The organism is Bradyrhizobium sp. HKCCYLS3077 (assembly GCF_051167555.1).
GTDB lineage: Bacteria > Pseudomonadota > Alphaproteobacteria > Rhizobiales > Xanthobacteraceae > Bradyrhizobium.
The window spans coordinates 495,556-519,205 of sequence record NZ_JBNPTH010000006.1; the positions used below are offsets into that span (position 1 = coordinate 495,556).

21 protein-coding genes are annotated in these 23,650 nt (G+C 66.1%); 12 read left to right on the top strand and 9 right to left on the bottom strand.

The genetic code is table 11. The annotated features are described in order from the left end of the window. The first annotated feature begins 65 nt into the window (after positions 1-65). Positions 66-2,534: a putative bifunctional diguanylate cyclase/phosphodiesterase gene (locus tag ACQR0Z_RS25740; RefSeq protein WP_434920483.1), complete on the top strand. Its 2,469-nt coding sequence runs from the start codon at positions 66-68 to the stop codon at positions 2,532-2,534. A gap of 263 nt (positions 2,535-2,797) precedes the next feature. Here ACQR0Z_RS25740 and ACQR0Z_RS25745 read toward each other — a convergent pair whose 3' ends face one another. Continuing rightward, positions 2,798-3,361 (bottom strand): nitroreductase family protein, encoded by a 564-nt coding sequence (locus tag ACQR0Z_RS25745; RefSeq protein ID WP_434920484.1) that lies wholly within the window; start codon positions 3,359-3,361, stop codon positions 2,798-2,800. Positions 3,362-3,668: 307 nt separating this feature from the next. Here ACQR0Z_RS25745 and ACQR0Z_RS25750 point away from each other — a divergent pair, with 307 nt between their 5' ends. Beyond that, on the top strand, positions 3,669-4,586 hold the full coding sequence (locus tag ACQR0Z_RS25750; RefSeq protein ID WP_434920485.1) for a hypothetical protein: 918 nt from the start codon (positions 3,669-3,671) through the stop codon (positions 4,584-4,586). A gap of 118 nt (positions 4,587-4,704) precedes the next feature. On the opposite strand, the gene thrS is transcribed toward ACQR0Z_RS25750, so the two are convergent. After that, the gene (gene thrS / locus ACQR0Z_RS25755; RefSeq protein ID WP_434920486.1) at positions 4,705-6,771 is read right to left on the bottom strand and encodes a threonine--tRNA ligase; all 2,067 of its coding nucleotides are present in this window, start codon (positions 6,769-6,771) and stop codon (positions 4,705-4,707) included. 254 nt (positions 6,772-7,025) lie between these two features. Between thrS and ACQR0Z_RS25760 the strand changes: the two genes are divergently transcribed. The 3 genes from ACQR0Z_RS25760 (at position 7,026) to ACQR0Z_RS25770 (ending at position 10,254) form a co-directional block, all read left to right on the top strand. Further along, entirely contained in the window at positions 7,026-8,465 is a 1,440-nt protein-coding gene (locus ACQR0Z_RS25760; protein ID WP_434920545.1) for a hypothetical protein, read from the top strand. A 91-nt stretch (positions 8,466-8,556) separates the two neighbouring features. Then, positions 8,557-9,732: an MFS transporter gene (locus tag ACQR0Z_RS25765; RefSeq protein WP_434920487.1), complete on the top strand. Its 1,176-nt coding sequence runs from the start codon at positions 8,557-8,559 to the stop codon at positions 9,730-9,732. A gap of 159 nt (positions 9,733-9,891) precedes the next feature. Beyond that, positions 9,892-10,254 (top strand): hypothetical protein, encoded by a 363-nt coding sequence (locus ACQR0Z_RS25770; RefSeq protein ID WP_434858621.1) that lies wholly within the window; start codon positions 9,892-9,894, stop codon positions 10,252-10,254. Between the two features lie 27 nt (positions 10,255-10,281). Here ACQR0Z_RS25770 and ACQR0Z_RS25775 read toward each other — a convergent pair whose 3' ends face one another. After that, on the bottom strand, positions 10,282-11,430 hold the full coding sequence (locus ACQR0Z_RS25775; protein ID WP_434920488.1) for an alpha/beta hydrolase: 1,149 nt from the start codon (positions 11,428-11,430) through the stop codon (positions 10,282-10,284). 427 nt (positions 11,431-11,857) lie between these two features. Between ACQR0Z_RS25775 and ACQR0Z_RS25780 the strand changes: the two genes are divergently transcribed. After that, positions 11,858-13,231: an APC family permease gene (locus ACQR0Z_RS25780; protein ID WP_434920489.1), complete on the top strand. Its 1,374-nt coding sequence runs from the start codon at positions 11,858-11,860 to the stop codon at positions 13,229-13,231. Between the two features lies 1 nt (position 13,232). Then, entirely contained in the window at positions 13,233-14,471 is a 1,239-nt protein-coding gene (locus tag ACQR0Z_RS25785) for a hypothetical protein (protein WP_434920490.1), read from the top strand. Between the two features lie 14 nt (positions 14,472-14,485). Here the strand turns inward: ACQR0Z_RS25785 and ACQR0Z_RS25790 are convergent, their stop codons facing one another. Both ACQR0Z_RS25790 and yidD read right to left on the bottom strand, forming a co-directional pair. Beyond that, the gene (locus ACQR0Z_RS25790; protein WP_434920491.1) at positions 14,486-14,695 is read right to left on the bottom strand and encodes a hypothetical protein; all 210 of its coding nucleotides are present in this window, start codon (positions 14,693-14,695) and stop codon (positions 14,486-14,488) included. Positions 14,696-14,856: 161 nt separating this feature from the next. After that, on the bottom strand, positions 14,857-15,207 hold the full coding sequence (yidD, locus tag ACQR0Z_RS25795; RefSeq protein ID WP_434920492.1) for a membrane protein insertion efficiency factor YidD: 351 nt from the start codon (positions 15,205-15,207) through the stop codon (positions 14,857-14,859). A gap of 261 nt (positions 15,208-15,468) precedes the next feature. Here yidD and ACQR0Z_RS25800 point away from each other — a divergent pair, with 261 nt between their 5' ends. After that, a complete protein-coding gene (locus tag ACQR0Z_RS25800; protein WP_434920493.1) occupies positions 15,469-16,371 on the top strand; it encodes a hypothetical protein in 903 nt (300 codons plus the stop codon). 84 nt (positions 16,372-16,455) lie between these two features. Here ACQR0Z_RS25800 and ACQR0Z_RS25805 read toward each other — a convergent pair whose 3' ends face one another. After that, entirely contained in the window at positions 16,456-16,956 is a 501-nt protein-coding gene (locus ACQR0Z_RS25805) for an iron-sulfur cluster assembly scaffold protein (protein ID WP_434920494.1), read from the bottom strand. Between the two features lie 227 nt (positions 16,957-17,183). Here ACQR0Z_RS25805 and folE point away from each other — a divergent pair, with 227 nt between their 5' ends. The 4 genes from folE to ACQR0Z_RS25825 all read left to right on the top strand — a co-directional run bounded on the left by folE (position 17,184) and on the right by ACQR0Z_RS25825 (position 21,012). Then, on the top strand, positions 17,184-17,906 hold the full coding sequence (folE, locus tag ACQR0Z_RS25810) for a GTP cyclohydrolase I FolE (RefSeq protein WP_434920495.1): 723 nt from the start codon (positions 17,184-17,186) through the stop codon (positions 17,904-17,906). A 30-nt stretch (positions 17,907-17,936) separates the two neighbouring features. Continuing rightward, positions 17,937-18,365, top strand: coding sequence for a phosphoribosyl-AMP cyclohydrolase (gene hisI, locus ACQR0Z_RS25815; protein ID WP_434858630.1), 429 nt, complete (start codon positions 17,937-17,939; stop codon positions 18,363-18,365). 149 nt (positions 18,366-18,514) lie between these two features. Continuing rightward, on the top strand, positions 18,515-19,549 hold the full coding sequence (locus ACQR0Z_RS25820; protein ID WP_434920496.1) for a lytic transglycosylase domain-containing protein: 1,035 nt from the start codon (positions 18,515-18,517) through the stop codon (positions 19,547-19,549). 287 nt (positions 19,550-19,836) lie between these two features. Next, entirely contained in the window at positions 19,837-21,012 is a 1,176-nt protein-coding gene (locus tag ACQR0Z_RS25825) for a DUF2336 domain-containing protein (RefSeq protein WP_434920497.1), read from the top strand. A gap of 243 nt (positions 21,013-21,255) precedes the next feature. On the opposite strand, the gene ACQR0Z_RS25830 is transcribed toward ACQR0Z_RS25825, so the two are convergent. The 3 genes from ACQR0Z_RS25830 to ACQR0Z_RS25840 all read right to left on the bottom strand — a co-directional run bounded on the left by ACQR0Z_RS25830 (position 21,256) and on the right by ACQR0Z_RS25840 (position 23,601). Further along, positions 21,256-21,840: an Hpt domain-containing protein gene (locus tag ACQR0Z_RS25830; RefSeq protein WP_434920498.1), complete on the bottom strand. Its 585-nt coding sequence runs from the start codon at positions 21,838-21,840 to the stop codon at positions 21,256-21,258. A 119-nt stretch (positions 21,841-21,959) separates the two neighbouring features. Beyond that, complete coding sequence (locus tag ACQR0Z_RS25835; RefSeq protein ID WP_434920499.1) at positions 21,960-22,505, bottom strand: response regulator; 546 nt, start codon at positions 22,503-22,505, stop codon at positions 21,960-21,962. 316 nt (positions 22,506-22,821) lie between these two features. Next, positions 22,822-23,601 (bottom strand): NAD kinase, encoded by a 780-nt coding sequence (locus ACQR0Z_RS25840; RefSeq protein ID WP_434858634.1) that lies wholly within the window; start codon positions 23,599-23,601, stop codon positions 22,822-22,824. Positions 23,602-23,650: the final 49 nt, after the last annotated feature.

Genomic DNA, 23,650 nt, shown 5'->3' on the forward strand with positions numbered 1-23,650 from the left:
ACACCGCGACGCATGGGTAATGGGAGACCGCCTGCAGGCGGAGTATGGACGACGTAGGACATGCAATGAGTGCCGCCAAGACGACGCTGGACAAGGTCAGCAGCGATCTGTTCGACGATATCCCGGTGCTCAGGCGCAAATGGCAGGCGGCGCTCAAGCCCGGCCAGTCCCTGCCGCGCTATGAGGACGTGATGCTCGGCAGCCTCGGGCGTCTCGCCGACCACATCGCGGTGATCAGCAACGAGCGGGATCGCCTGGAGATTTCACGCAGTGGCCGCTACATCCAGGAATGGCTGCAGGACGAGCGCTGGGACATTCCGGTCGACGCCGTCTCGCCGGATTGCGCCACCGTGCTGGCGGAGGCGGCGCATTGCGCGCTCGCGGGCCGCCAGCCTTATCTGGCCCATGCGCATTGCGTGCGCGACGGCATGGTGAGGACCTACGATGTCCTGGCGCTGCCGACCAGTTCGCGCTGGGGCAGCACGCTGGTCGGCGCCTACGTCAATGAGCGCGCGACCCAATACAATCTGCTCGATGCGATCTTCTCGACCACGGACGACGGCGTCGTCTCGCTCGCGACCATCCGCGACAGCGCCGGCACGCCCTGCGATTTCCAGGTCGTGCATCATAACCGGGCCGCCGCCGATCTGCTCCGGCTGCCTTCGCCAGACCTGCAATGGCGGCGGCTGAAGCAGGGCGGGCACATGCTCTGCACGCCCGAGGTGATGGCGCGGCTGTTCAAGGTGGTGATACAGGGCGAGCGCGATCAGTTCGAGCTCGATTGCGACGACCGCAGCCTGCGGCTCGGGGCGCATGCCTTCGGCGACATCGTCTCGCTGACCATCGCCGACGTCACGGCGCTGAAGCGGCGCGAGCACTCGTTCCGCCTGCTGTTCGACGCCAATCCGGTGCCGATGTGCATCCTCGACAAGGCGACCGCGCAATTCCTCAACGTCAACGATGCGCTGGTCCGGCACTACGGCTATGGCCGGGCCGACTTCCTGCGCATGAGCGTGTGGAATCTGTGGCCGCCAGGGGAATGGGAGATCCTCGACGACGCGCTGCTCGGGCTCGCCGATGGCAATCTGTTTCACCGTGACTGGCGGCATCGCAAGGCGGATGGCAGCGAGATCGAGGTGCTGACCTACGGACGCGAGATCACGTTCGACGGGCGTGACGGGGTGCTGGTCGCGATCGTCGACATCACCGAGCGGCGGCGTGCCGAGGCCCGCATCGCCTATATGGCGCATCATGATGGCCTGACCGGCCTGCCGAACCGCGAGTTCTTCCAGCAAAGGTTGACGCAGGCGCTCGACGGCGCCGTGTCCGGGGCCAACCGTATCGCGGTGATGTGCATCGATCTCGACCTGTTCAAGAACGTCAACGACTCCTTCGGCCATCCGATCGGCGACCGCCTGCTGCAGGCGGTGGCCGGCCGTCTGCGGCAGAACATGGATGGCGGCAGCCTCGCGGCGCGGCTCGGCGGCGACGAGTTCGCCGTGATCGTCTCGCAGACCGGAGCCGATGATGCCAGCGAGTGCGCGACGCGCCTGATCGCCGCGCTCAGCGCGCCCTACGACATAGACGGCAACGAACTGGTGATCGGCGCCTCGATCGGGATCGCGCTCTCGCCGTCCGACGGCACGAGCTGCGAAGAGCTGATGAAGAACGCCGACATGGCGCTGTATCGCTCGAAACAGGATGGCGGCCGCGTCCACCGTTTCTTCGAACGGGAGATGGACCTGCAGGCGCAGAAGCGCCGCGACATGGAGCAGGACCTCCGTCACGCCTTCGCGCAAGGCGAGTTCGAGCTGCACTACCAGCCCTTGATGGACGTCGCGACCAACACGGTATCCGGCTTCGAATGCCTGCTGCGCTGGCGCCACCCCGACAAGGGCATGATTTCGCCCGCGGAGTTCGTGCCGGTCGCGGAGGACATCGGCCTGATCGTGCCGCTCGGCGAGTGGGTTTTGCGCGAGGCCTGTCACGAGGCCGCGAAATGGCCCGATGGCGTCGCAGTGGCGGTGAACCTGTCGCCCGTGCAGTTCCGCAGCCGTCATCTGGTGCAGGTCGTGGTACAGGCGCTGGCGCAATCGGGGCTGGCGCCCGAGCGGCTCGAGCTCGAGATCACCGAGTCGATCCTGCTCGCCGAGACCGAGGCAAACCTCGCGACGCTGCACCAGTTGCGCCAGCTCGGCATCCGCATCTCGATGGACGATTTCGGCACCGGTTATTCCAGCCTCAGCTATCTCCGCAGCTTCCCGTTCGACAAGATCAAGATCGACCGTTCCTTCGTGAAGGATCTCGGGCTGCGCTCCGACTGTCTCGCCATCGTCCGCGCCATCGCCGGGCTCGGCCGCAGCCTGAACATCACGACCACGGCCGAGGGTGTTGAGACCTCGGACCAGCTCAATTGGCTGCGTGCCGAGGGCTGCAACCAGGTCCAGGGCTTCCTGTTCAGTCCGGCCAAGCCCGCGTCGGAAATTGCGGCGCTCCTGGCGCAGTTCGGGGCAAGAGCATCGAAGGCGGCGTGATGGGACGAGGAGAGGGTAGGGAGTGCCGAGCTTCGAGTGGCGTCCTCAGCTCTCTCCAAACGTCATTCCGGGGCTCGCGCAGCGAGAGCCCGGAATCCATAACCCCGGGCGCCGGTTTGGCGGTGACAGGCGCCACAGCCAGCTCGCGCTTCATGAATGCTCGTGGCTATGGATTCCGGGCTCATCGCAGCGCGATGCCCCGGAATGACAAGTGGAGAGAGCATGGCATGCTCCTCGCTAGTCGCGGTTCTCCATTCGACCCGTCAGAACCGTGTCACGATGTCGGCCAGCGCGGGGCGCGGGCGGTCCTCGCTCGGCTTGGTCGGCTTGCCGATGTGGATCAGTCCGGCGAGCTTCTCCTCCGGCTTCAGGCCGAGCCCGTCCATCACGTCGCGGTCGAACATGAACCAGCCGGACAGCCAGCAGCCGCCATAGCCGAGCGCGGTCGCCGCGGTCAGGATGTTCATCGCGCTGGCGCCGGCGGACAGCTCCTGCTCGTAGGCCGGCACCTTCGGATGCGGCCTGGTGAAGCTGACGAGACCGATCACCAGCGGCGCTTCCATGAAGCGGTTTGTCTCCACCTCGAGCTCGGCTGCGGTCGCCTGCGGGTGCTTCCTGGCGAACACCGACGCGATCACCTCGCCGGCGCGGCGGCGGCCGTCGCCTTCGAACACGATGAAGCGCCAGGGCGCGAGCTTGCCGTGATCCGGCACGCGGGCGCCGATCGTCAGGATGGTGTCGAGCTCCGCGGCAGAGGGGCCGGGGCCGCTCATCTCGCGCGGCTTCACGGAGCGGCGGGTCTTCAGGAGTTCAATCGCGTCGGGCACGTCGTTCGATCTCGTTCGTTGCACACGCGACAGATAGCACGCGGCCTGGCCCGCAACGAGGCCATGGCACGCCGTTTTGATCGCTTCTACCGTTGTCGGCGGGATCGCACGGCCCGCCTGACAATCCCTGCAACTCGGCCACGTAGCGCTGAGGGGCCTCGCGCAATGCGACGCGCGGACGATGGGGTGGCTGCGGCCTTCTGTCCGGATCGCGAACGTCGGCCCGAATTGTCGAACCTTGCGCGGGCCGGTAAAAACATAGTGCTGAGATATCTGCCGGGGGGCCGCTTCAATTGCACGTTCTGACATGCCGAGCACCGAACTGATGCCGACAGCCGACGCCATCATGCGGCTGCGCGGGTTGCCCGGCTTCGCCGAAGCCATGCGGGCATCGACCGCCGCGGCCGTCCGCTTGTACCGGGGCGACCGGATTCTCAATGCTCTGCTGAGCGATCGGGCCCGGGCGCTTTTTCCGCACGTCGCGCTGTACCTGCATTTCGCCGAGCACCGCGAGGGCGAGCTGGGCCTGACGGTCGGCGCCATGAAGGAGATGTGCGTGAGGCTTGGCCTGTGCAGCGGCGGCCGCTGCGAGGCGATGCTGGCGCTGATGCGCGCCACCGGTATGGTCGCCTCGGCGCCGCATCTCGACCGGCGGCGGCGGCCGCTGGTGCCGACGGACAAGCTGATCATGCTGCATCGTGAGCGCTGGGGCGCGCAGTTCGACGCGATGAGCGCGGTGCTGCCGGCCGCCGTGGCCTATCGCTCCGCGTTGAACGATCCGGCCTTCGTCAAGACCTTCGTGCTCGAACTCGGCGGCCGCTTCATCGCCGGGTTGCGGGTGCTCGACGGCGCTCCGGAGCTGGAGCCGTTCGCCGAACGCACCGCGGGCATGGTGATCCTGTTCAGCCTGGCGCAGGGCGCGGGCCCGGACGAGGCGTTTCCGCCGGCGAGTCCCGTGCCGCTCTCCATCAACGGCCTGGCGACCCGCTTCTCGGTGTCGCGCAAGCACGTGCTGACGCTGATCCGTGACGCCGAGGAGCGGGGCTTGCTCGCCCGCGGCGGTGCCGGCAACGACGCCATCACCATCCTGCCTCCAGGCCGCGAGGCGATCGAGCGGATGCTCGCGACGATGTTCCTCTACATGTCCGAATGCGCCGATGTGGCGCTGCAGGCGGCGGCCAGGGAAGGGCGTACGGTTGGTGCGGTGGCCAGCCTGTCAGCATAGCCGCGTCGCCCGGATGAGCTCACGCCCGAGCCCGTCAGGGCTGAGGCGGGAGCGACATCCGGGCTCACGCATGCTCGTGGTGAACCCGCATGTCTCTGCGCTCATGCGGGCTACGACGTCAGGCCGCCTCGCGCGCGCGGCGCCGCACATCCGGCGGCGTCGCCTCGTCGACGAGCGCGGCGATCGCCTCCGCGGTCGGCATCACCGTCTGGCCGTCGCGGCCGAGCCGACGGACGGAGACCGAATGCGTCTCGGCCTCCTTCTTGCCGACCACGAGCAGCGCCGGGATCTTCTGCAGCGAGTGCTCGCGGACCTTGTAGTTGATCTTCTCGTTGCGAAGATCGATCTCGGCCCGCAAGCCGGCCCGGCGCAGCGCCGCCAGCACCTGCTTGGCGTATTCGTCGCCTTCCGAGGTGATGGTGGTGACAACGACCTGGGTCGGCGCCAGCCACAGCGGGAAGCTGCCGGCATAGTGCTCGATCAGGATGCCGATATAGCGCTCCATCGAGCCGCAGATCGCCCGATGCACCATCACGGGCGCCTTCTTGGCGCCGTCGGCATCGATGTAGAACGCGCCGAACCGCTCCGGCAGGTTGAAGTCGACCTGCGTGGTGCCGCACTGCCAGTCGCGGCCGATGGCGTCGCGCAGAACGTATTCGAACTTCGGCCCGTAGAACGCGCCTTCGCCCGGATTGATCTCGGTGCGGATGTGGTTGTTCTGCGCCTTGATCTCGTTCAGCACGGTCGCCATCACGCGCTCGGCGTGATCCCACATCTCGTCGGTGCCGACGCGCTTCTCCGGCCGGGTCGAGAGCTTCACCGTCAGTTCGCCCTCGAAGCCGAAGTCGGAGTAGGTCGACAGGATCAGATCGTTGATCTTGAGACACTCCTCGGCGAGCTGATCCTCGGTGCAGAACACATGCGCGTCGTCCTGCGTGAAGCCGCGCACGCGCATCAGGCCGTGCATGGCGCCGGAGGCCTCGTAGCGGTGCACGACGCCGAACTCGGCGAGACGCATCGGCAGGTCGCGGTAGCTCTTCAGGCCATGCTTGAAGATCTGCACGTGACCCGGGCAGTTCATCGGCTTCAGCGCGAACCAGCGCTTGTCCTCGGCCTCGTCGCCGGCGGACTGCGCCGCGAACATGTTCTCGCGGTACCAGTTCCAGTGGCCCGAGGTCTCCCACAGCGACTTGTCGAGGATCTGCGGCGCATTCACCTCGTCATAGTCGCCGGCGAGACGCCTGCGCATATAGGCGATCAGCGCCTGGAAGATGCTCCAGCCCTTGGGGTGCCAGAACACGACGCCGGGGCCTTCCTCCTGGAAGTGGAACAAATCGAGCTCGCGGCCGAGCTTGCGGTGGTCGCGCTTCTCGGCCTCCTCGATCTGCTTGAGGTAGGCGTCGAGCTGCTCCTGCTTGGCGAAGGCGGTGCCGTAGATGCGGGTCAGCATCGGGTTGTTGGAATCGCCGCGCCAATAGGCGCCCGCCACCTTCATCAGCTTGAAGGCGTTGCCGATCTTGCCCGTCGAGGTCATGTGCGGGCCGCGGCACAGATCGAACCAGTCGCCCTGGTAGTAGATCTTGATCGGCTCGTCGCCGGGAATGGCGTCGACCAGCTCGACCTTGAAAGCCTCGCCCTTGTCGCGGAACACCTGCTTGGTCTTCTCGCGGTCCCACACCTCCTTGGTGAAGGGTTTGTCGCGGCCGATGATCTCGCGCATCTTCTTCTCGATGGCGGCGAAGTCCTCGGGGGTGAAGGGCTCGTTGCGGAAGAAGTCGTAATAGAAGCCGTTCTCGATCACGGGACCGATCGTGACCTGGGTGCCCGGCCACAGCGACTGCACGGCTTCCGCGAGCACGTGCGCGCAATCGTGCCGGATCAATTCCAGCGCGCGCGGATCGTCGCGGTCGACGAGCTCGAGCTTGGCATCCTCTTCGATCGGATCGGTGAGGTCGACGACGTCGCCGTTCAGCGCCATCGCGACCGTGCGCTTGGCGAGCGAGGGCGAGATGCCCTTGGCGATGTCGAAGCCGGTGGTGCCCTTGGGATATTCGCGCTTGGCGCCGTCGGGGAAGCTGATGGTGATCTTCTCGACCGGGGCGGCGGGCTTCAGATTGCTGAGGCTGTACTGGAAGCCGGCCTTGGACTGGTCGGATTTCGAGTCGGGGGATTTCGAGTCAGGCATTGTCTCTCTCCTGTAGCTCACTCCTGCGAACGAGCGCAGGTAAGCGGGAGCCAGGGGTATAGCAGGGGAATCGGAGGCTGCAACCGGGGGAAAGGCGGGAAAACCGCTCGATCGCGGGCCGCTGTTGCGGTGCGGACATTGCCGGAGAGGGGCGGTATGATACAACTTAAGGTCTTCGGGGACGTGGGGATGCGTGGGTGATGATGGCTGCAGGGGAGGCACCTGTTCCTCTGTATCGGCGCGGCGGCATGCGGATGGTCGCCGTGGGACTGGCTGTCGCGCTGTGGAGCGCTCCTGCGCTGGCAGCCGTTCCCGCCGCGACGCCGTCCGCGGACCGGGCGAAACTCTCGGTCCCGCAGATGCCGGCGCCGCCGAAACCGCTGCCCCAGAGCTCCTCGCCGCCGAAGCCCGTCGCGCAGCCGAGGCTGGCTCCCACGCAAAGGCCAGCAACATTGGCGAGGCCCGGGACGCCGATCATCCCTGCGGCGGGCGGCAAGCTGCCATCTCGCCGTGCGGCATCGCCTCGGATCGGCGAAGGTGTGGCGCCGATTGCGTTCGCGCTCGTGAAGGGGCCGGCCGACGCCTGCGGCCCCGGCTGCGACAGCTGGATCGCGGCCGAAGGCAAGATCGACAATGACGCCGCGGCGCGCTTTCGCAAGTTCATGAAGCTGGTCGGCGACCGCAAGCTGCCGATCTACTTCAACTCGCCCGGCGGCAATCTTCAGCAGGCGCTGGCGCTCGGCAACATGCTGCGCGAGCGCAAGGCTGTGGTCCGGGTCGGGCGGACGACCGTGCGCGAATGCGGTTTCGAGCCCCAGGAGGGCGACGTCTGCACCAGATTGAAGCTGTCCGGCCGCGAGCTGCATGGCGAGGTGTGGACGCGCGGGGCGATCTGCAACTCGGCCTGTCCCTATGTGATCCTCGCCGCGCCGACCCGCGAGATCGCCGCCGACGCCACGCTTGCTGTGCATTCGCCGCGCGTGATCCTCAATTTCACCGGCGGCGTGCCGACCCGTGAGATGCGCGCGCAGGCGATGCAGCAGGCGATGGCGCGCGCCGACAAGATGGTGCTCGACTACATCGTCAAGCTCGGTGCCGACCCGGGCCTGCTGACGGTGGCGCGCTCGGTCCCGTTCGAGAGCATGCGCATCCTGACCCGCGAGGAGATCGTGCGCTTCGCGCTCGACCGGCGCCAGCGGGTGGAGAGCCCGTGGATGTTCGAGACTGCCAGCCGCGGCATCGCCTACAAGACCATTCTTGCTCGCAAGGACGGCGAAGGCCCGTTCCAGACCACGCGCATCCAGCTCGTCTGCTTCGATCAGGACCGCTTCGAGCTCGACGTCGAGCGCAGCGCGCCGGCCGGCTCGTCCGGGCTGCTCGCGCTGGCGAGCGGCGGCATTCGGCTCAATTTCCTGTCGCCGCCGCGGAGGTCTGGAGACCGTGAGACGTGGGGCGTGTTCTTGAACGCAAGCCAGGTCAAGACGCTGGCGGCGATGCCTGCGGCCGAATTGAGCGATGCCGTGCTGAACGTCGCGCGCCCGAACCTCGCGACATTCGCTGTGAGCAGCGAGGGCCTGCCGAACGCCGTGAAGATGCTGACCGAGAGCTGTCCGCCCCCGAAGGTCGTCGCCCGTTCATCCGGCTCGCCGGTCTCGCCGCAGGCCTCCGCGGCGCCATCGGCGCCGGCGCGCTGAACGGAGGAGGAGAGCAATGGACAAGAGAAACTCATGCAGCGCATGAGAGAATTTCATGCAGATGCATGAAATTCTCTGCTATTGAGACGCGATGACATCCGCCTTCGCGTCCCCGCGCTTCGCCCCGACCGCGCTCATGCTCGGCAATCTCGTCACCGGCTGCTCGGTGCTGGCGCCGGCGGGCATGATTCCCGAACTCGCCGCAGGTCTCAGCGTCGAGATTCCCACGGTCGGACTGCTGATCACCTTCGGCGCGGTCGTGCTCTGCATCTGCTCGCCGCTGACGGCGTGGCTGACCAGCCGCTTCGACCGCCGCAGCCTGCTGGCGGTCACGCTGCTGGTGCTGGCGCTCGGCAATCTCGCGTCGGCCTTCGCGCCCGACTATGCGACCCTGCTGGCGCTGCGCCTGGTGATGCTCGCCGTCGGCGCGCTCTACACGCCGCAGGCGGCGGGGACCGCAGCGCTGATCAGCCCGGTGGAGAAGCGCGGCAGCACCATCGCCTATGTCTTCCTCGGCTGGTCGCTGGCCGCCGCAGTGGGCCTGCCGCTGATCACCTTCATCGGCAGCCATTCCGGCTGGCGGACATCCTACCTCGCCGTCGGCGCGGTGGGCGCGCTGAGCTTCCTGCTGCTGACCTGGCGGCTCCCGTCGGGCCTGAAGGGAGCTCCGGTCGAGCTGAAGACATGGACGGAACTCGGCCGCAACCGGATGGTCGTGCTGCTGCTGCTGATCACCACCCTGCAGATGTCCGGGCAGTTCGTGATCTTCACCTTCATGGGGCCGCTGCTGAAGCGCCTGACAGGCGCCGACGCCAACCAGATCGGTCTTGTCTTCGCAGTCTACGGCGCCTGCGGGTTCCTCGGCGTCGTCGTCGCCACCCGAATCGTCGACGGCTGGGGTGCGTACCGGACCTCGCTGCTGTTCACCTGTCTGATGCTGGCCGGTGTGGTGGCCTGGACCATGTCGGCCGGCGTGTATCCCCTGATGGCGGTGGCCGTCGCCATCTGGGGCCTCGGCTTCGCCTCGACCAATTCGATGCAGCAGGTCCGCCTGGTCACGGCCGCGCCGCCGCTCGCCTCGGCCTCGGTGTCGCTCAACACCTCGGTCCTCTATATCGGCCAGGCCATCGGTTCCGCCGTCGGCGGCAGCCTGTTCGCGCGGGATCTGCTCGGCGTCACCGGCTACGTCGCGACGGCCTTCGTGGTGCTTGCCATGCTGGTCATCCTGGCAACCCGCCCCCGCGAACGAATCGCAGTCCCCGCCTGAATAGCGCGTTCAAGCTTGGCAAAACCCGCCTGACCGGATTAAAGGCCGGTATTGTGGGGGGCTGCCGGACATGGATTCCGCCACAGCCGGCGAGTAGCATCGACGGCCCGTCCGCGCGTGCCCATGGAGCAGATTGGGTCGGATGAAAGAGATATTGGCATGAAGAAAATGATGTTGAGCCTGGCCGCAGTGCTGCTTTGCACCTCTGCGCTGGCCCAGAGCAACCCGCCGATGGTCGGCGACCGCCCGCTGGTGCAGGTCAAGCCGAAGGGGACGAAGACGGCAGCCGCCGCGCCCGCCAAGCCGCAGTCCGCGGCCGCCAAGCTCCAGGCCTGCCTGGAGATCGACGACGGCACCAAGGAGCGGCTGGACTGCTACGACGCGGTCATTCCGCCGGCCGCCAAGCCGAAGGCGATGAAGGCGAAGGCTGTGGCCGACTGCAAGTTCACCAAGGAGCAGGACGAGCGGCTGGCCTGCTTCAACGGCTTCGTCGAGAACATGCCGAAGCTGCCCAAGAGCTGACAGATGGCTGACTGCGAGCGGACGGGGTCAGCGGCTCGATGAGCCGGACACCCCGGCCGCGATCCGGATCGGCGGCTGCGCGGCCGCCATCTTGACCAGCACGTCCTTGATCGGATGGCGGGTCCAGGCCTGCGTCACGTAGTCCCGATGCGTGATGCCCTCATCGGTCTCGACGAACACGACGCTGCCCGGCCGCAGCGGCCGGTCCATGTCCTCCGACACTTCGATGCCGCGGTTGCGCAGCATCGTCATCAGCTCCTGATCATGCCGCGCGGTGTAGCGCGTGTAGGAGCTGATGAAGAAGCCCGAGCGGTTGCGCTCGATCCAGTTGGCGAACTTGTCGAGCTGGCCATAGACCGCATCGAGCAGCACGACGCCGCGCACGCGGTCGCTGATGCCGCCGACCTCAAGGCTCCAGGCGGTCGGCAGGAAGCCGCCGCTATAGCCGACGATCACGATCGGCATGCCGGCGAACGTCTTGGCGGTGGCGGGATCGCCGGTCAGGCGAGCAAGGTTTAGCGCGGCCTCATCCATGAAGCGCTTGAACCCACCGGGCTGCCAGAACTTGCCGGCGCTCGAATCGGCCGCGTCCACCGCCATCTGCGGCGCGAGCAGCACCGCATTGACCCCCGACGCGGTGATCTGCTGCGGCACCAGCTGGCGGTCGCGCACGTCGCGCTCCAGCGTCGCGCCATTGCCGTGGAAGAACACCACGATCACGCCGGGCTTGCGCGCATCGAACTGCTCGGGAACGTGCACCAGCACGCGGCTGTCATTGTAGGTCTGGTCCTGCCAATAGACTCGGCCCGAGAAGCTGCGGTGGCCGCGGCGCTCGCCATTGCTGACGTTCAGGAACGGCGCATCCGATGCCGGATTGTTGCCGAAATAGGGGAAGGCGGACGACTTCATGCTGACGAGCGTCGTCAGATTGTCCCGTGTCCGCTGCGCCGGGACCTGCGGCTCGAGCGACGCGACCTGATAGGGCGGCGGCTTGGACGCGAAATCGGCGGGAGTGTGAAGCCGGAAGCTCTCTTGCGCCGAGGGAAAGCGCTCGCTGAACTCGGGCGCGGGAAAGCGTTCGTCGAAGGTCAGCCCATGAGCCGCGGAGGCATTGGCGGCCAGGGTTTCGGGAGCCGGTGCTTTGCCGCACTGCGCAAGGAGTACGCAGATCGCCATGGCCGCCGTGGCCCGCGCCAAGCTGAGCGCAGCCGCGGGCGCGCGTCGACCGCGCCAAACCGAGCGGCGCGTCGCTGGACGTCCTGCGACTATCTGATCTCCCTTGATCATCCGTCCCCAAAAGACGAGCTGGAGCCGCAGCGCAGCCCTCCAACCATCGGATCTCGGTTCAACTTGCGCCACCCGCATTGAGGGCGCGTTAAGCATCGTGTCCGGTCGACTCCGGTCCAGCGGGACACACCATGCGATCGTGTCGCCAGTGTGGGACGCCTTGCGACCCGAGGCAATCCCGCGGGCTCTCCCGAGCGGAATCGGTTTCAAAATACCGTTTCAGAAGGACATATTTAACGCGCGTTAACTATGTTTGAATGCTTCTGCGGGAACCTGGGCTGAGCAGAGGAGGGGGCGCCAAGCGTCCCTCGGCGTGATGGCTGCATCCGAGGCGGACGATCCCAGCCGGGCGGGCCGGTCAGGCGGCGCGGTGGCATCCGTGTCGCTGCCGGTCGCAACCGCGATCGTGATCGCCGACATGATCGGCGTCGGCGTGTTCACCAGCCTCGGCTTCCAGGTCAAGGACATCCCGTCTGGCTTTTCCATCCTGATGCTGTGGGCGGTGGGCGGCCTGGTCTCGATTTGCGGGGCGTTGTCCTATGCCGAACTCGGCGCAATGTTTCCGCGCTCGAGCGGCGAATACAATTTCCTGAACCGGGCGTTCCATCCGGCGATCGGCTTCATGGCCGGCTGGGTTTCGGCAACTGTCGGCTTCGCGGCCCCAGTGGCGCTCGCGGCCATGGCGTTCGGCGAATATGGCCGCGCCGTTCTTCCCGATGCCCCGCCGATGTTGCTCGCGGCGGGCGCCGTCTGGCTGGTCACACTGGTGCAACTCGGCGGCATCCGGCAGTCGAGCCGCTTCCAATTGTTATCGACCGTACTGAAGCTCGGACTGATCGTTGCCTTCCTGATCGCGGGCTACGCCATCGCTGCTCCGCAGCCGGTGCGATTCATGCCCGCGTCAGCCGATATCGGCTACATGACGAGCGCGGCGTTCGCGACGGGCCTGGTGTTCGTCATGTACGCCTTCTCCGGCTGGAACGCAGCGACCTACATCATTGGCGAATTGCGTGCGCCGGAGAAGACGCTGCCGCGTGCACTGCTGTTGGGCACGCTGATCGTGCTGGTGCTCTACATCGCGCTCAATGCTGTGTTCCTGCGCGCCGCCCCGATGGACGCGCTCGCGGGTCAGCTGCAGGTCGCGAGCATCGCTGGCGGTCATATCTTCGGCGAGACCGGCGGGCGGTTCGTCGCTGCGATGATCTGCATCGGGCTGGTGCCGTCGATCGCAGCGATGATGTGGATCGGCCCGCGCGTGCTGATGACGATGGGCGAGGACATTCCGGCGCTGTCGGTGTTCGCCCGGCGGCTGCCTAACGGTGCGCCGGCCTATGCGGTGTTGTTCCAGCTCACGGTCGCCACCTTGATGCTGTTCACCGAGAGCTTCGAGGCTGTTCTGGACCTCGTGCAGTTCTCGCTGTTGTCGTGCTCGTTGCTGACCGTGCTCGGACTGTTCAAGCTGCGGATCGCGCAGCCGGACCTCGCGCGGCCCTATCGGGCCTGGGGCTATCCGGTAACGCCGTTGATCTTCCTCAGTGTGACGGCTTTCATGATGTACTACCTGATCACGACGCGGCCCCTGCAATCCGGGCTCGGCGCGGGCGCAATGGCGTCGGGACTACTGATCTATTGGTTCGCTCACGCGCGGTCGCGCCGGATCGCTGCAACAGCCGTATCGGGTTCGGATTGACATGCTGCTGATCTCCAGAATCTGCTTCGCCCTCGCATGCCTGGTCCTTGCGACGAGCTTTGAGGCCCGGGCGCAGACCGTGACGCCGGACGATACGGCGCGCGTGCTTGCCGGTCTGGCGCCGGCGGCGGGATCGCCGCTTGCGCCTTTGGTGCAGGAGCCGGCGTGGCGGCGCCATGCGGCGTTCTTCGACAACGCGTTCAGCCAGCTCGAGCAGCGGCAATTGTCCAAGATCCGCGTCTGGGGAGATTCCAATCTGGCGGCGCCGCGGCCGACGATGTTCTACTTCTTCTCAGGCCCCGACTTCTTGTACGCCGACGCGTTCTATCCGAAGGCGACGACCTATGTGCTGGCGGCGCTCGAGCCGACCGGCCCGATCCCTGATCTGACCAGACTGCCGCGCGGCGGCGTCGGCCCGGCGCTGTCCGACGTCCAGCGCTCGCTGCAGTCGATCCTCAGCTTCTCGTTCTTCATCACCAAGGACATGAAGTCGGATCTGCGCGAAGGCGAGTTCGAGGGAACGTTGCCGGTGCTGTACGTCTTCCTCGCGCGCTCCGGCAAGACGATCCGGAGCGCGGGCCTGATCTGGCTCGACGAGAGCGGCGGTGTGCACGGGGCTAACGAGGCCCCGACGCGCAATGCGACCAAGGGAGCAAAGATCATTTTTGCCGGCTCCGATGGCGTCGAGAAGACGCTCTACTACTTCTCGACGGATCTCTCCGACTCCGGCGTCAAGGCGAGCGGCTTCCTGAAGTTCTGCGAGCCGCTGGCGCCAGGCAACAGTCTGTTGAAGAGCGCATCCTATCTGCTGCATCAGAGCGGCTTCGGGCAGGTGCGCAGCTGGCTGTTGAAAAACAGCGCCACCATCATCCAGGACGATTCCGGCATCCCGCTCGCGAGCTACGAGGCTCGGGCCTGGCGCTTCTTCCCATTCGGGCGCTACCTTGGCCCGATCGACAAGTTTCCGGACATGTACCAACGCAGTTATGCCAGGCTGTTCGAGCGCGCGCAGCCGCTCGACTTCGGCATCGGCTATCGCTGGCGCACGCGCGAATCCAACGTTCTGCTGTCCGTGAGATCCCCGTCAGCTGATACGACGGTGTCAGCAGAGGCCAGCGCTCCCGCCGAGACGGACTATCAGCCGCCGCGTGCACGGCGCGTTCCGCGGCCGGCGGAGCCTGTCTATGCCTATCCTCCGCCGCCGCGACGTGATGAGTTCATCTTCTGGCCGCGGTGGTAGAGATCAAGTCGCTGCTACCAGTGCACGCTCTGGCTCGGCACGATGTAGGAGGTGGTGGTCGGTGGCAGGGTGGTGCTGTCGGCGAGGTAGCGCCATCCGCCGACGATAACGATCAGAAGCGCGATGATGCAAAGCAGATCGACCTGCCGCGCGTCGTGGTGGATATGATCGGGGCCGACGCCCTTGCGCGATCGGCTCGTTCTCGGGCTGATTGTCCAGCGCATCGTTGTTTCCTCCCGAAGGAAGCATGACATCAATGCAAGTCCCGGCGGCGATGTTCCTTGCGAACGGCGCCGCCGCTTCGCATGAGACTAATCCTAATCAGAACCGGCGTCACGGCGATTTGCTGCAGATCAATGGCTGCGAGAACCTGTTGCGCCGCACCCTAGGACCCACTGTTGACGCCCCGCCAACGCGCGTAGCGCCAGGGCAGGTACCAGCGCGCCTGTACCGGCGCAGTTCTGGGCACGTTGTCGATGCCCGAGGTGCCCCAGGGCTGGCAGCGCAGCAGCCGCGCCAGCGTCATCCAGCCTCCGGCCCAGAGCCCGAACCGTTCGATGGCTTCGTCGGCGTAGACCGAGCAGGTCGGCAAATGCCGACAATTGTAGCCGACCAGAGGCGACAATGTGTGGCGATACAACCAGATCAGGGCGTGAGCGCCGCGCCGCGGCAGCCGTCCGAGCTGCGACGTGGCGTGGGCGGGGCGACAGGAAGGATCAGAACATGAGTGCTTCATGGGCGCAGTGGCGGACGGATGTGCGAGTTGTGAACGGTTTCTCGGCAAGGAACCCGGCTCGCGTGCATGTGTGGTGACGTGATGCAACAATGACCGGATTTCAGCGGCGCCGCAGCACGCCGCAGCTGGACGGTAGGTGATTGCCCGGATACGTTTCTCGACAAGGATGTGACAGACTAATAACGGATTTGAGGCCAACTTGTCAGGTCTTGCCGCGAGAAAACCGAGGAACTGCGTACCGAGCTTTACGAGGGGGACGGATTGCGCGTGAGATTGCTGCGGTCGCGTGAATTGCGCTGGATGCTTCTCGGTGTTGCAGCGCTGGGTATGGTGGTCGGGAGCACGATCACCATCATGTCAAACACGGCGCGCGCCGGCGGCGCGCTCGAAGAGCGCAAGCTTCCGATGCGTTTCGGCTGGGTCGCCTGCGAGCCCAATTGCGGCTGGGTCAGCGCGGTCGGGATCGTCACCGCCGATACCCCGAAGGATTTCGAGGATTTCGCCCGGGAGCGCGACCTCAACGGGGCGACTGTCGTACTCGACTCAAGCGGCGGTTCCGTCAATGACGCCATCACGCTGGGCCGTCGGTTCCGCGGACTGAAGATGCGCACGACGGTGGGGACGACGATGCGTCCGAGCCGGGCCAGCGAGCGGCCGCGCGTTCAGCCGGAAGCCTATTGCGAGTCGATGTGCGTGTTCCTGCTGCTCGCGGGAACCACGCGCTATGTTCCGGATACGGCGCATGTCCGCGTGCACCAGATCTGGATGGGTGATCGTGCTGACGACGCCAAGGCGGCGAGCTACACCGCGCAGGATCTGATGATCGTCGAGCGCGACATCGGCCGGCTCGCCAAATACACCTTCGACATGGGCGGAGCGGGGGACCTGCTGGCGCTGGCGCTGAACGTCCCGCCCTGGGAAGACCTGCATGAGCTGTCGCGCGCCGAGCTGCGGCTGACCAATGTCATGACGACGGAGCTGGTCGCGGACGTGCTGCCGGCTAAGGGCGCGGTGCCCGTGGCTCTCGCGCCGAAAGGGCAGGAAAAGGGACAGGATCGCTTCACGGCGGCCTCGGCCGAGCAGGACAAGGTGCAATCGTCCCGATCGACGCGGACGGCGGAGGCGCTGCCGCCGAACACGGTTGCGGCGACGCCGCAGCAGTAGCTCAAAATGCCGGCCCGTGCGTGACACGGGCCGCTGGCGCGATGGCCTTAGAGGGGGCGCAAACTGGGCCGGCTGTCGGCCTTTTCAGCCCTGAGCCGCGGCCGTTTGCTTCGGTGCCGACGCAGGATCGTCCGCCGCGCCAGACCCTGCGTGCTTGGCCTTGGCCTCGATCTGGTTGATCGCATCGACCACGGCATCGAAGGTCAGCAGGGTCGAGGCGTGGCGGGCCTTGTAATCCCGGACGGGCTCGAGCAGCGCGACATCGGCCCATTTTCCGTCCGGCGGCGCGCCGTTTTCCTTCAGCATCTTGCGGACGGTCTCGCGCAGCGCGCGCAATTCGTCGGCGTTCGAGCCGACGACATGCCGGGCCATGATCGAGGACGAGGCCTGGCCGAGCGCGCAGGCCTTCACGTCATGGGCGAAATCGGTCACCACGGCGCCGTCCATCTTCAGATCGACCTTCACGGTCGAGCCGCACAGCTTGGAGTGGGCGGTGGCGGTGGCGTCCGGGTGGTCCAGCCGCCCGAGCCGCGGAATGTTGCCGGCGAGCTCGATGATTCGCTTGTTGTAGATGTCGTTCAGCATGTGCGTGACGTCCCGGAATTACCGGCGGGTCGGCCTTGGCGGCCGGGTTTCATCGCCCTATATTGCGACTATATGGAAACGATTGGCAGGAATTCCAGCCACTTCCGCAGGCACCGGCGTCAAAAGCGCCAGACGTGCGGATCACACCTCTGCAGGTGACGCCGTCCAAGGTGACGCTCTGCCGGTGACACTCCGGTCGGTCCGCCGACCGGTCGAACGGAGACGAGATGGACACTTTGATCAAGACGCTGCGCGCGACCAAGCCGGACGCCAAGCCTTCCGACGCTAAGCCTTCCGATCCCAAACTGGCTGCTGAGCGCCCGGCGGGGCTCGATCCGGCTGAGTTTCTCGCCGCTGCCGTGGGGCCTGACCGTCCGCGGCCGTCACGCGCCGAGGCCGAGGCGGCGGTCTATACGCTGCTGAATTACATCGGCGAGGACCCGACCCGTGAGGGGCTGATCGATACGCCGCGCCGCGTCGTCGAGGCCTATGACGAGCTGTTCCAGGGCTATCATCAGTGCCCGGCCGAAGTTCTCGACCGCACCTTCGGCGAGACCGCCGGCTATGACGACTTCGTGCTGATTCGTGACATCGAGTTCACGTCGCAATGCGAGCATCATATGATGCCCTTCTACGGCCGCGCACATATTGCCTATACGCCGGTCGAGCGGGTCGTCGGCCTGTCCAAGCTCGCGCGCTTGACCGACATCTTTGCCCGCCGGCTGCAGACCCAGGAGCATCTCACCGCGCAGATTGCGGCGGCGATCGACGAGGTGCTGAAGCCGCGCGGCGTCGCCGTCATGATCGAGGCGGAGCACACCTGCATGTCGGTGCGCGGCGTCGCCAAGCACGGCGCGGTCACCTTCACCAGCCGCTTCACCGGCATGTTCCGCGACAATCCGGCGGAGCAGTCGCGCTTCCTCTCTATGGTGCGCTCGCCGCAACGGTGAGCCCCGCCCGGATATCGAGCCGAGAGAGTCGTGTCTTCATCTTCAGTTGAACGCGAGGAGGGCTCCGCCTTCCTGCCCAAATTTGACGCGGCCGGCCTGGTCACCTGCGTGACCACCGATGCCGCGAGCGGCGACGTTCTCATGGTCGCCCACATGAATGAAGAGGCGCTGCGAAAGACTGTTGCGACCGGCGAGGCCTGGTACTTCAGCCGCTCGCGCAATGCGCTGTGGCGCAAAGGCGAGAGCTCGGGGCAGACCCAGCGCGTCGTCGAGATGCGCACCGATTGCGACCAGGACGCGGTGTGGCTGCGCGTCGAGCAGCGAGGGGCCGCCTGCCATACCGGCCGGCATTCCTGTTTCTACCGCAAGGTCGAGCGCTCCGATGATCAAGGCGGCGCCAAGCTCGTCTTCGTGGATGCCGACCGGCTGTTCGATCCCGCCACGGTCTATCGCAAGTAGGTCATAGACCTGCATCCCCGACATCCGCTGTCGTTCAATGGCCGCGTTGGCGGGGTCGGATTAACGCGCCATTAACCATACCAGCCGCATTTTGCCCGGCGTTTCCGGCGCGTTCGTTTGCCAGCGATTCTGCAAAAGGGCGGGTCAATATGTCGGTCGACGCATCCAATTCCTCGTCCCCAGGGCTGCTCGACGGCGTCCGGGCGAAGGTCGCCGGCGCAATCAAGCAGGCGGCCGACACGGTCGGCGCGAGCTTCGAATATCTGCTGTCGACCGCCAAGATGGAGTCGGACTTCAATCCGACGGCCGGCGCGTCGACGTCGTCAGCGCGCGGACTTTATCAGTTCATCGACCAGACCTGGCTCGGCACGGTGAAGGAGGCGGGCCCCGATCTCGGCTACGGCCAGTATGCCGACGCGATCAGCCGCAACTCGTCCGGCGAATACACCGTCAGCGATCCCGGCATGCGGCAGGCGATCATGAAGCTGCGTGACGATCCGCAGGCGTCCTCCGCGATGGCCGCCGCGCTGACCCAGTCGAACAGTTTTCAGCTCACCGCCAAGCTCGGCCGCCGGCCGAGCGACGCCGAGCTTTATATGGCCCATTTCATGGGCGTCGGCGGCGCGGCCAAGCTGATCTCAGCCGCACAGGACACGCCGAACGCTTCGGCCGCCCAGATCTTTCCGAATGCCGCAGCGGCCAACCGGCCGATCTTCTACGACCGCGACGGCCAGGCCCGCAGCGTGTCCCAGGTCTATTCGGTGCTGAACACCCGCTATGCCGGCGCTGCCAACTCCTCCACAACCCGCGGCGCGCTTGCGCTCTATGGCGGGGCGTCCTCGCCGGCCAATGTTGCCGGCGGCGGCGCGCTGCCGACCACCGACACGGCGACGTTCCTCTCGATGTTTCCCGACGCCCGTGGATCCGCGCAAACCGCATCGGCGAGCGTGTCGGCCACAAGCCGCCCGTCGGATCCGATGTTCCGCTCGCTGTTCCAGGTCGACGGCGGTGCCGCTCCGGCGGTGTCTCCCGACGTCCGCCACCTGTGGGGACGCGCGGCCGTCGCCAGCGCGACCTCGGCCGAGAGCAGCGGCAACGACGGCAACACCAATAACGGCAACACCAATAGCGGTCAGCGCCGGCTCGACCTGTTCAGCGATCCCAACGGCACGTTTTCGGGCTGACGCTTCCCCCTCGCGGCTGGTTTCGGGCTCGCTTCGCGGCTGATCTGGCGAAGAAAATCTCGCATGCCTGGACCTCGGGAAGGCCCTGCGCCCGACCACGCGCCTGGTGTTTTCTCCGGTAAACTACGCGATTTGAGGTGCTTGGGTAGTGGTTTCCCCGGGCGTCTTAACAAACATCAATAAAACCAGCCACTTATGGTGAACGCTTTGTTAAGCGTCGTGGTTTATTTTCGGTGCTGTTGAGGCCCTCGTGGCCTTGTTTGCAAGTTGCGTAAGCCGGAAAGACCATGATCGTTCGGCAGTTTCTCAGTTGGGTCAGAACCGCGCCCGCCGGTGAGCGGGCAGAGGCCACCAGGGCTCTCGCGCGGGCGTGGTTGTTGTCGGATCTCTCTGACGAGGATCGCGGCGCCGCCGAAGGTGCGCTGCTGATGCTCCTCGATGATCCCTCGCCGCTGGTGCGGCAGGCCATGGCGGAGGTGTTCGCCCGCTCGGACGAGGCGCCGGCCGCCATCGTCCAGGCGCTGGCCACCGACCAGCCCTCCGTCGCGGCTATCATCCTCGAACATTCGCCGCTGCTGATCGATGCCGATCTCGTCGACATCGTCGCGACCGGCAATTGCGCGACGCAATGCGCGATCGCCCGGCGCATCGGCCTGCCGGCGCCGGTCTGTGCGGCGATTGCCGAGGTCGGCAGCGCGGCTGCGGCGCTCGAATTGATCGAGAACGCCTATGCCGAGCTCCCGCCATTTTCATGGGACCGTATCGTCGAGCGTCACGGCCATCTGGCCGCGATCCGCGAGGCCATGCTGGTGCTCGACGATCTGCCGGCGGCGACACGGGCCGCTTTGGTCGACAAGCTCTCCGAGACACTCGCCCAGTTCGTCGTCGCCAGGAACTGGCTCAGTGCCGACCGGGCGGGGCGTATCACCAGCGAGGCGCGCGACCGCTCCACCATCACCATCGCGGCGCGTTCGCGCGGCGAGGAGCTGCGCGGTCTGGTGCAGCACCTGCGTCTCACCTCGCAACTGACGGCGGGCTTGATCCTGCGCGCGCTGCTCTCCGGCAATGTCGAGTTGTTCGAAATCGCGCTGTCGGAGCTGTCCGACATGCCGCGCGCAAGGGTCTCGGCCCTGCTCAACGACCGCGGCCGCGCCAGCCTGCAAGGTCTGCTGCGCAAGGCGGGCATTCCGGACACGACCTTCGATGCGTTCCGCATCGCGCTCGAGGTCTGCCGCGAAAACGGCTTCGCCGACACGCTCAGCGGCGCCGCGATCCTCCGCCGCAAGATGGTGGAGCGCGTGCTCACCCATTGCGCCACCGACCGCGATGCCGCCGAGCCGCTGCTCATCCTGCTGCGCCGCTTCGCCACCGAATCCGCGCGCGACGAAGCCCGCGAGTTCTGCGATGAGGTGATGGCCGAGGATTTCGTAGCCGGGCTGGAGTTCGGACTGATGGCGGCGTAGTCCGCGCTTCCTCCAGCCGTCATTCCGGGGCGCGCGCAGCGCGAGCCCGGAATCCATAATCCCGAGTCGGGATGTGGCGAAGACAAGCGCCACAGCCATCGCGCCTCACATAGCGGCCTGTGGCTATGGATTCCGGGCTCGCGCTACGCGCGCCCCGGAATGACGAGGAGAGAGGGTTGCCCGAAGTCTTGCGTCGAATCCCGCAGGAAAGCGGTGCGCGGCGGCTCAGCGTCGCCTGTCCAATTACGGCTGATCGCTCGGCACCAGGCTCGGCGCCAGGATCGCTTCGAGATGCTCGGGGCGATTGCGATTCACCTGGATCAGATAGTCGTCGGCGACACGGCGCAGGCGGCGGCTCAGTTCGGCGGCGACCGTCGGGCTGTGATACTTGGTGTGATCGTGCACGATCGCCTGGATGGCGTTGACGTGATGCTCGAACAGTTCGGTTGGCACCTTCTCCAGATCCGGCGCGTGCTCGATGATCCGGCACAGGCTGTCGGCGACTTCAGCCGCGGCGGGGTAACCGAAGGTCGCGGCGTCGCCCTTGATGTCGTGGGCGGCGCGAAACATTTCCTCGCAGGCGTCGTCGTCGAAATGGGTCTTCAGCATCGCGGCGTAGCCCTTCGACAGGCGCTCCGCTTCGGTATCCATCCAGGATTTGAACTCGCCGGATAGTCCAGCCAGCGCGGCCTCGGCGCGCGCGATCGGATCGTCGAGATCCTTCTCGTCGGTCCGGCGCAGCACCTTCTTCAGCGGATTGGGCTGGGTGATGACGTGATGCGAGGCGTAGCTCTTGACCTGGATCGCCGGGGCCTTGTCCTTCGCCATCTCGATATCCTCAGGTGCTGCCGATCAACGCGATCAGTTGATGTGAAGACTAGCCGAGCAACCGCATGTGCGATGCAGCGATTCCCGGACGGCGTTAACAGGGGCTCACTGCCGAGCCCCTAAACTGCTGAGCGCGCTTTATCCAGAAGTGACGGCTGCTGGAAGACCTCGGCCTCGCCGCCGACCCGGCGCTCCGGGCCGATGTAAGCGGTATTGGTGTTGCGGCGCCGGTCCGGGCCGAAATAGGTCTTGGTCTTGATGAAGGGCCGGGGATTGGCGACCACGTTGAGAATGCGCTGATAGAGTCCCTTGGCCGAGATCGGCTTGGCGAGAAACTCCGTCACGCCGGCGTCGCGCGCCACGGTGACGCGGCGCTTCTCGGAGTGGCCGGTCAGCATGATGATCGGGGCGTAGGGATTGCCCTTGGCCTCCGGCTGCCGGATCATCTGCGCGAGTTCGAGCCCGTCGAAGATCGGCATCGCCCAGTCGGTGATGACGATGTCGGGCGAGAAATGGGTGTACATTTCGAGCGCGGTGGCGCCGTCCTCGGCCTCGTTGACCTCGCGCGCGCCGAACGAATGCAGCAGCGTGCGCAGGATGCGGCGCATGTGCGGGTTGTCGTCACAGACGAGAAAGCGAAGCTTGTTGAAGTCGATGCGGTACATCTGGCCGGCCTGAGGGCATCACCAATGAAGGTGGTCAACGCGCATTAACCATACGGAGCGCCGGGTTAACAAAGCGTTGCGGAGTGCGGTGTTTCGAGGACGTCGTAGGGCAGGAGGCAATCAAGGTGTCATTCCGGGGCGCGCGCAGCGCGAACCCGGAATCCATACCCACGATATGTCGTGCGAGGCACGCTCGGGATGGGCGCTCGTTCCAGCAACATCTGCCTGTGGCTATGGATTCCGGGTTCGTCGCTGCGCGCCGCCCCGGAATGACGAGAGATGACATCTGGGCCGCGATGTTGCGGCTGACGCCGGTCTAATACCCGAACTGCTCGCTCAGGATCCGCTCTTCGAGGCTATGTCCCGCGTCGAACAGCATGCGCATCGAGATCGTCTTGTCCGACAGCACCTCGACGCGCTGGACGTTGCGGACCTCGTCGTGGTCGGCCACCGCGGCCACCGGGCGCTTGTCGCCTTCGAGCACCTCGATGATGACATAGGCGGTGTTCGGGAGGAGGGCGCCGCGCCAGCGCCGCGGCCGGAAGGCGCTGATCGGCGTCAGCGCCAGCAGCGCGGCGTTGATCGGCAGGATCGGGCCCTGCACCGAGAGATTATAGGCGGTGGAGCCTGCGGGCGTCGCCACCAGCACGCCGTCGGCGATCAGCTCCGGCATGCGCTCGCGCTCGTCAATCAGAATGCGCAGCCGCGCGGTCTGCGCGGTCTGGCGGAACAGATAGACCTCGTTGATCGCGTGGTGGATGTGAACGGTACCTTGTACATCGGTCGCCCGCATCAGCAGCGGGTGGATCACCGATTCCTGCGCAGCCGCGAGCCGTCCGTGCAGGTCGATGGTCGAGAACTCGTTCATCAGGAAGCCGACGGTGCCGCGATGCATGCCGTAGATCGGCTTGCCCGAGCGCATGTGGTCGTGCAGCGTCTGCAGCATCAGCCCGTCGCCGCCGAGCGCGACCACGACGTCGGCCAGATCGGGATCCGAATTTCCATACAGTGAGGAGAGCTGCGTCAGCGCGGCCTGGGCCTCGGGACTTGGACTCGCGACGAAGGCGATCCGCTCATATCGCTTGGGCGTGGTCATGCGTCGCAAGGCTCGCTGGTCGTTGGCCGGTTGAAGGCGCCGTGTCGTC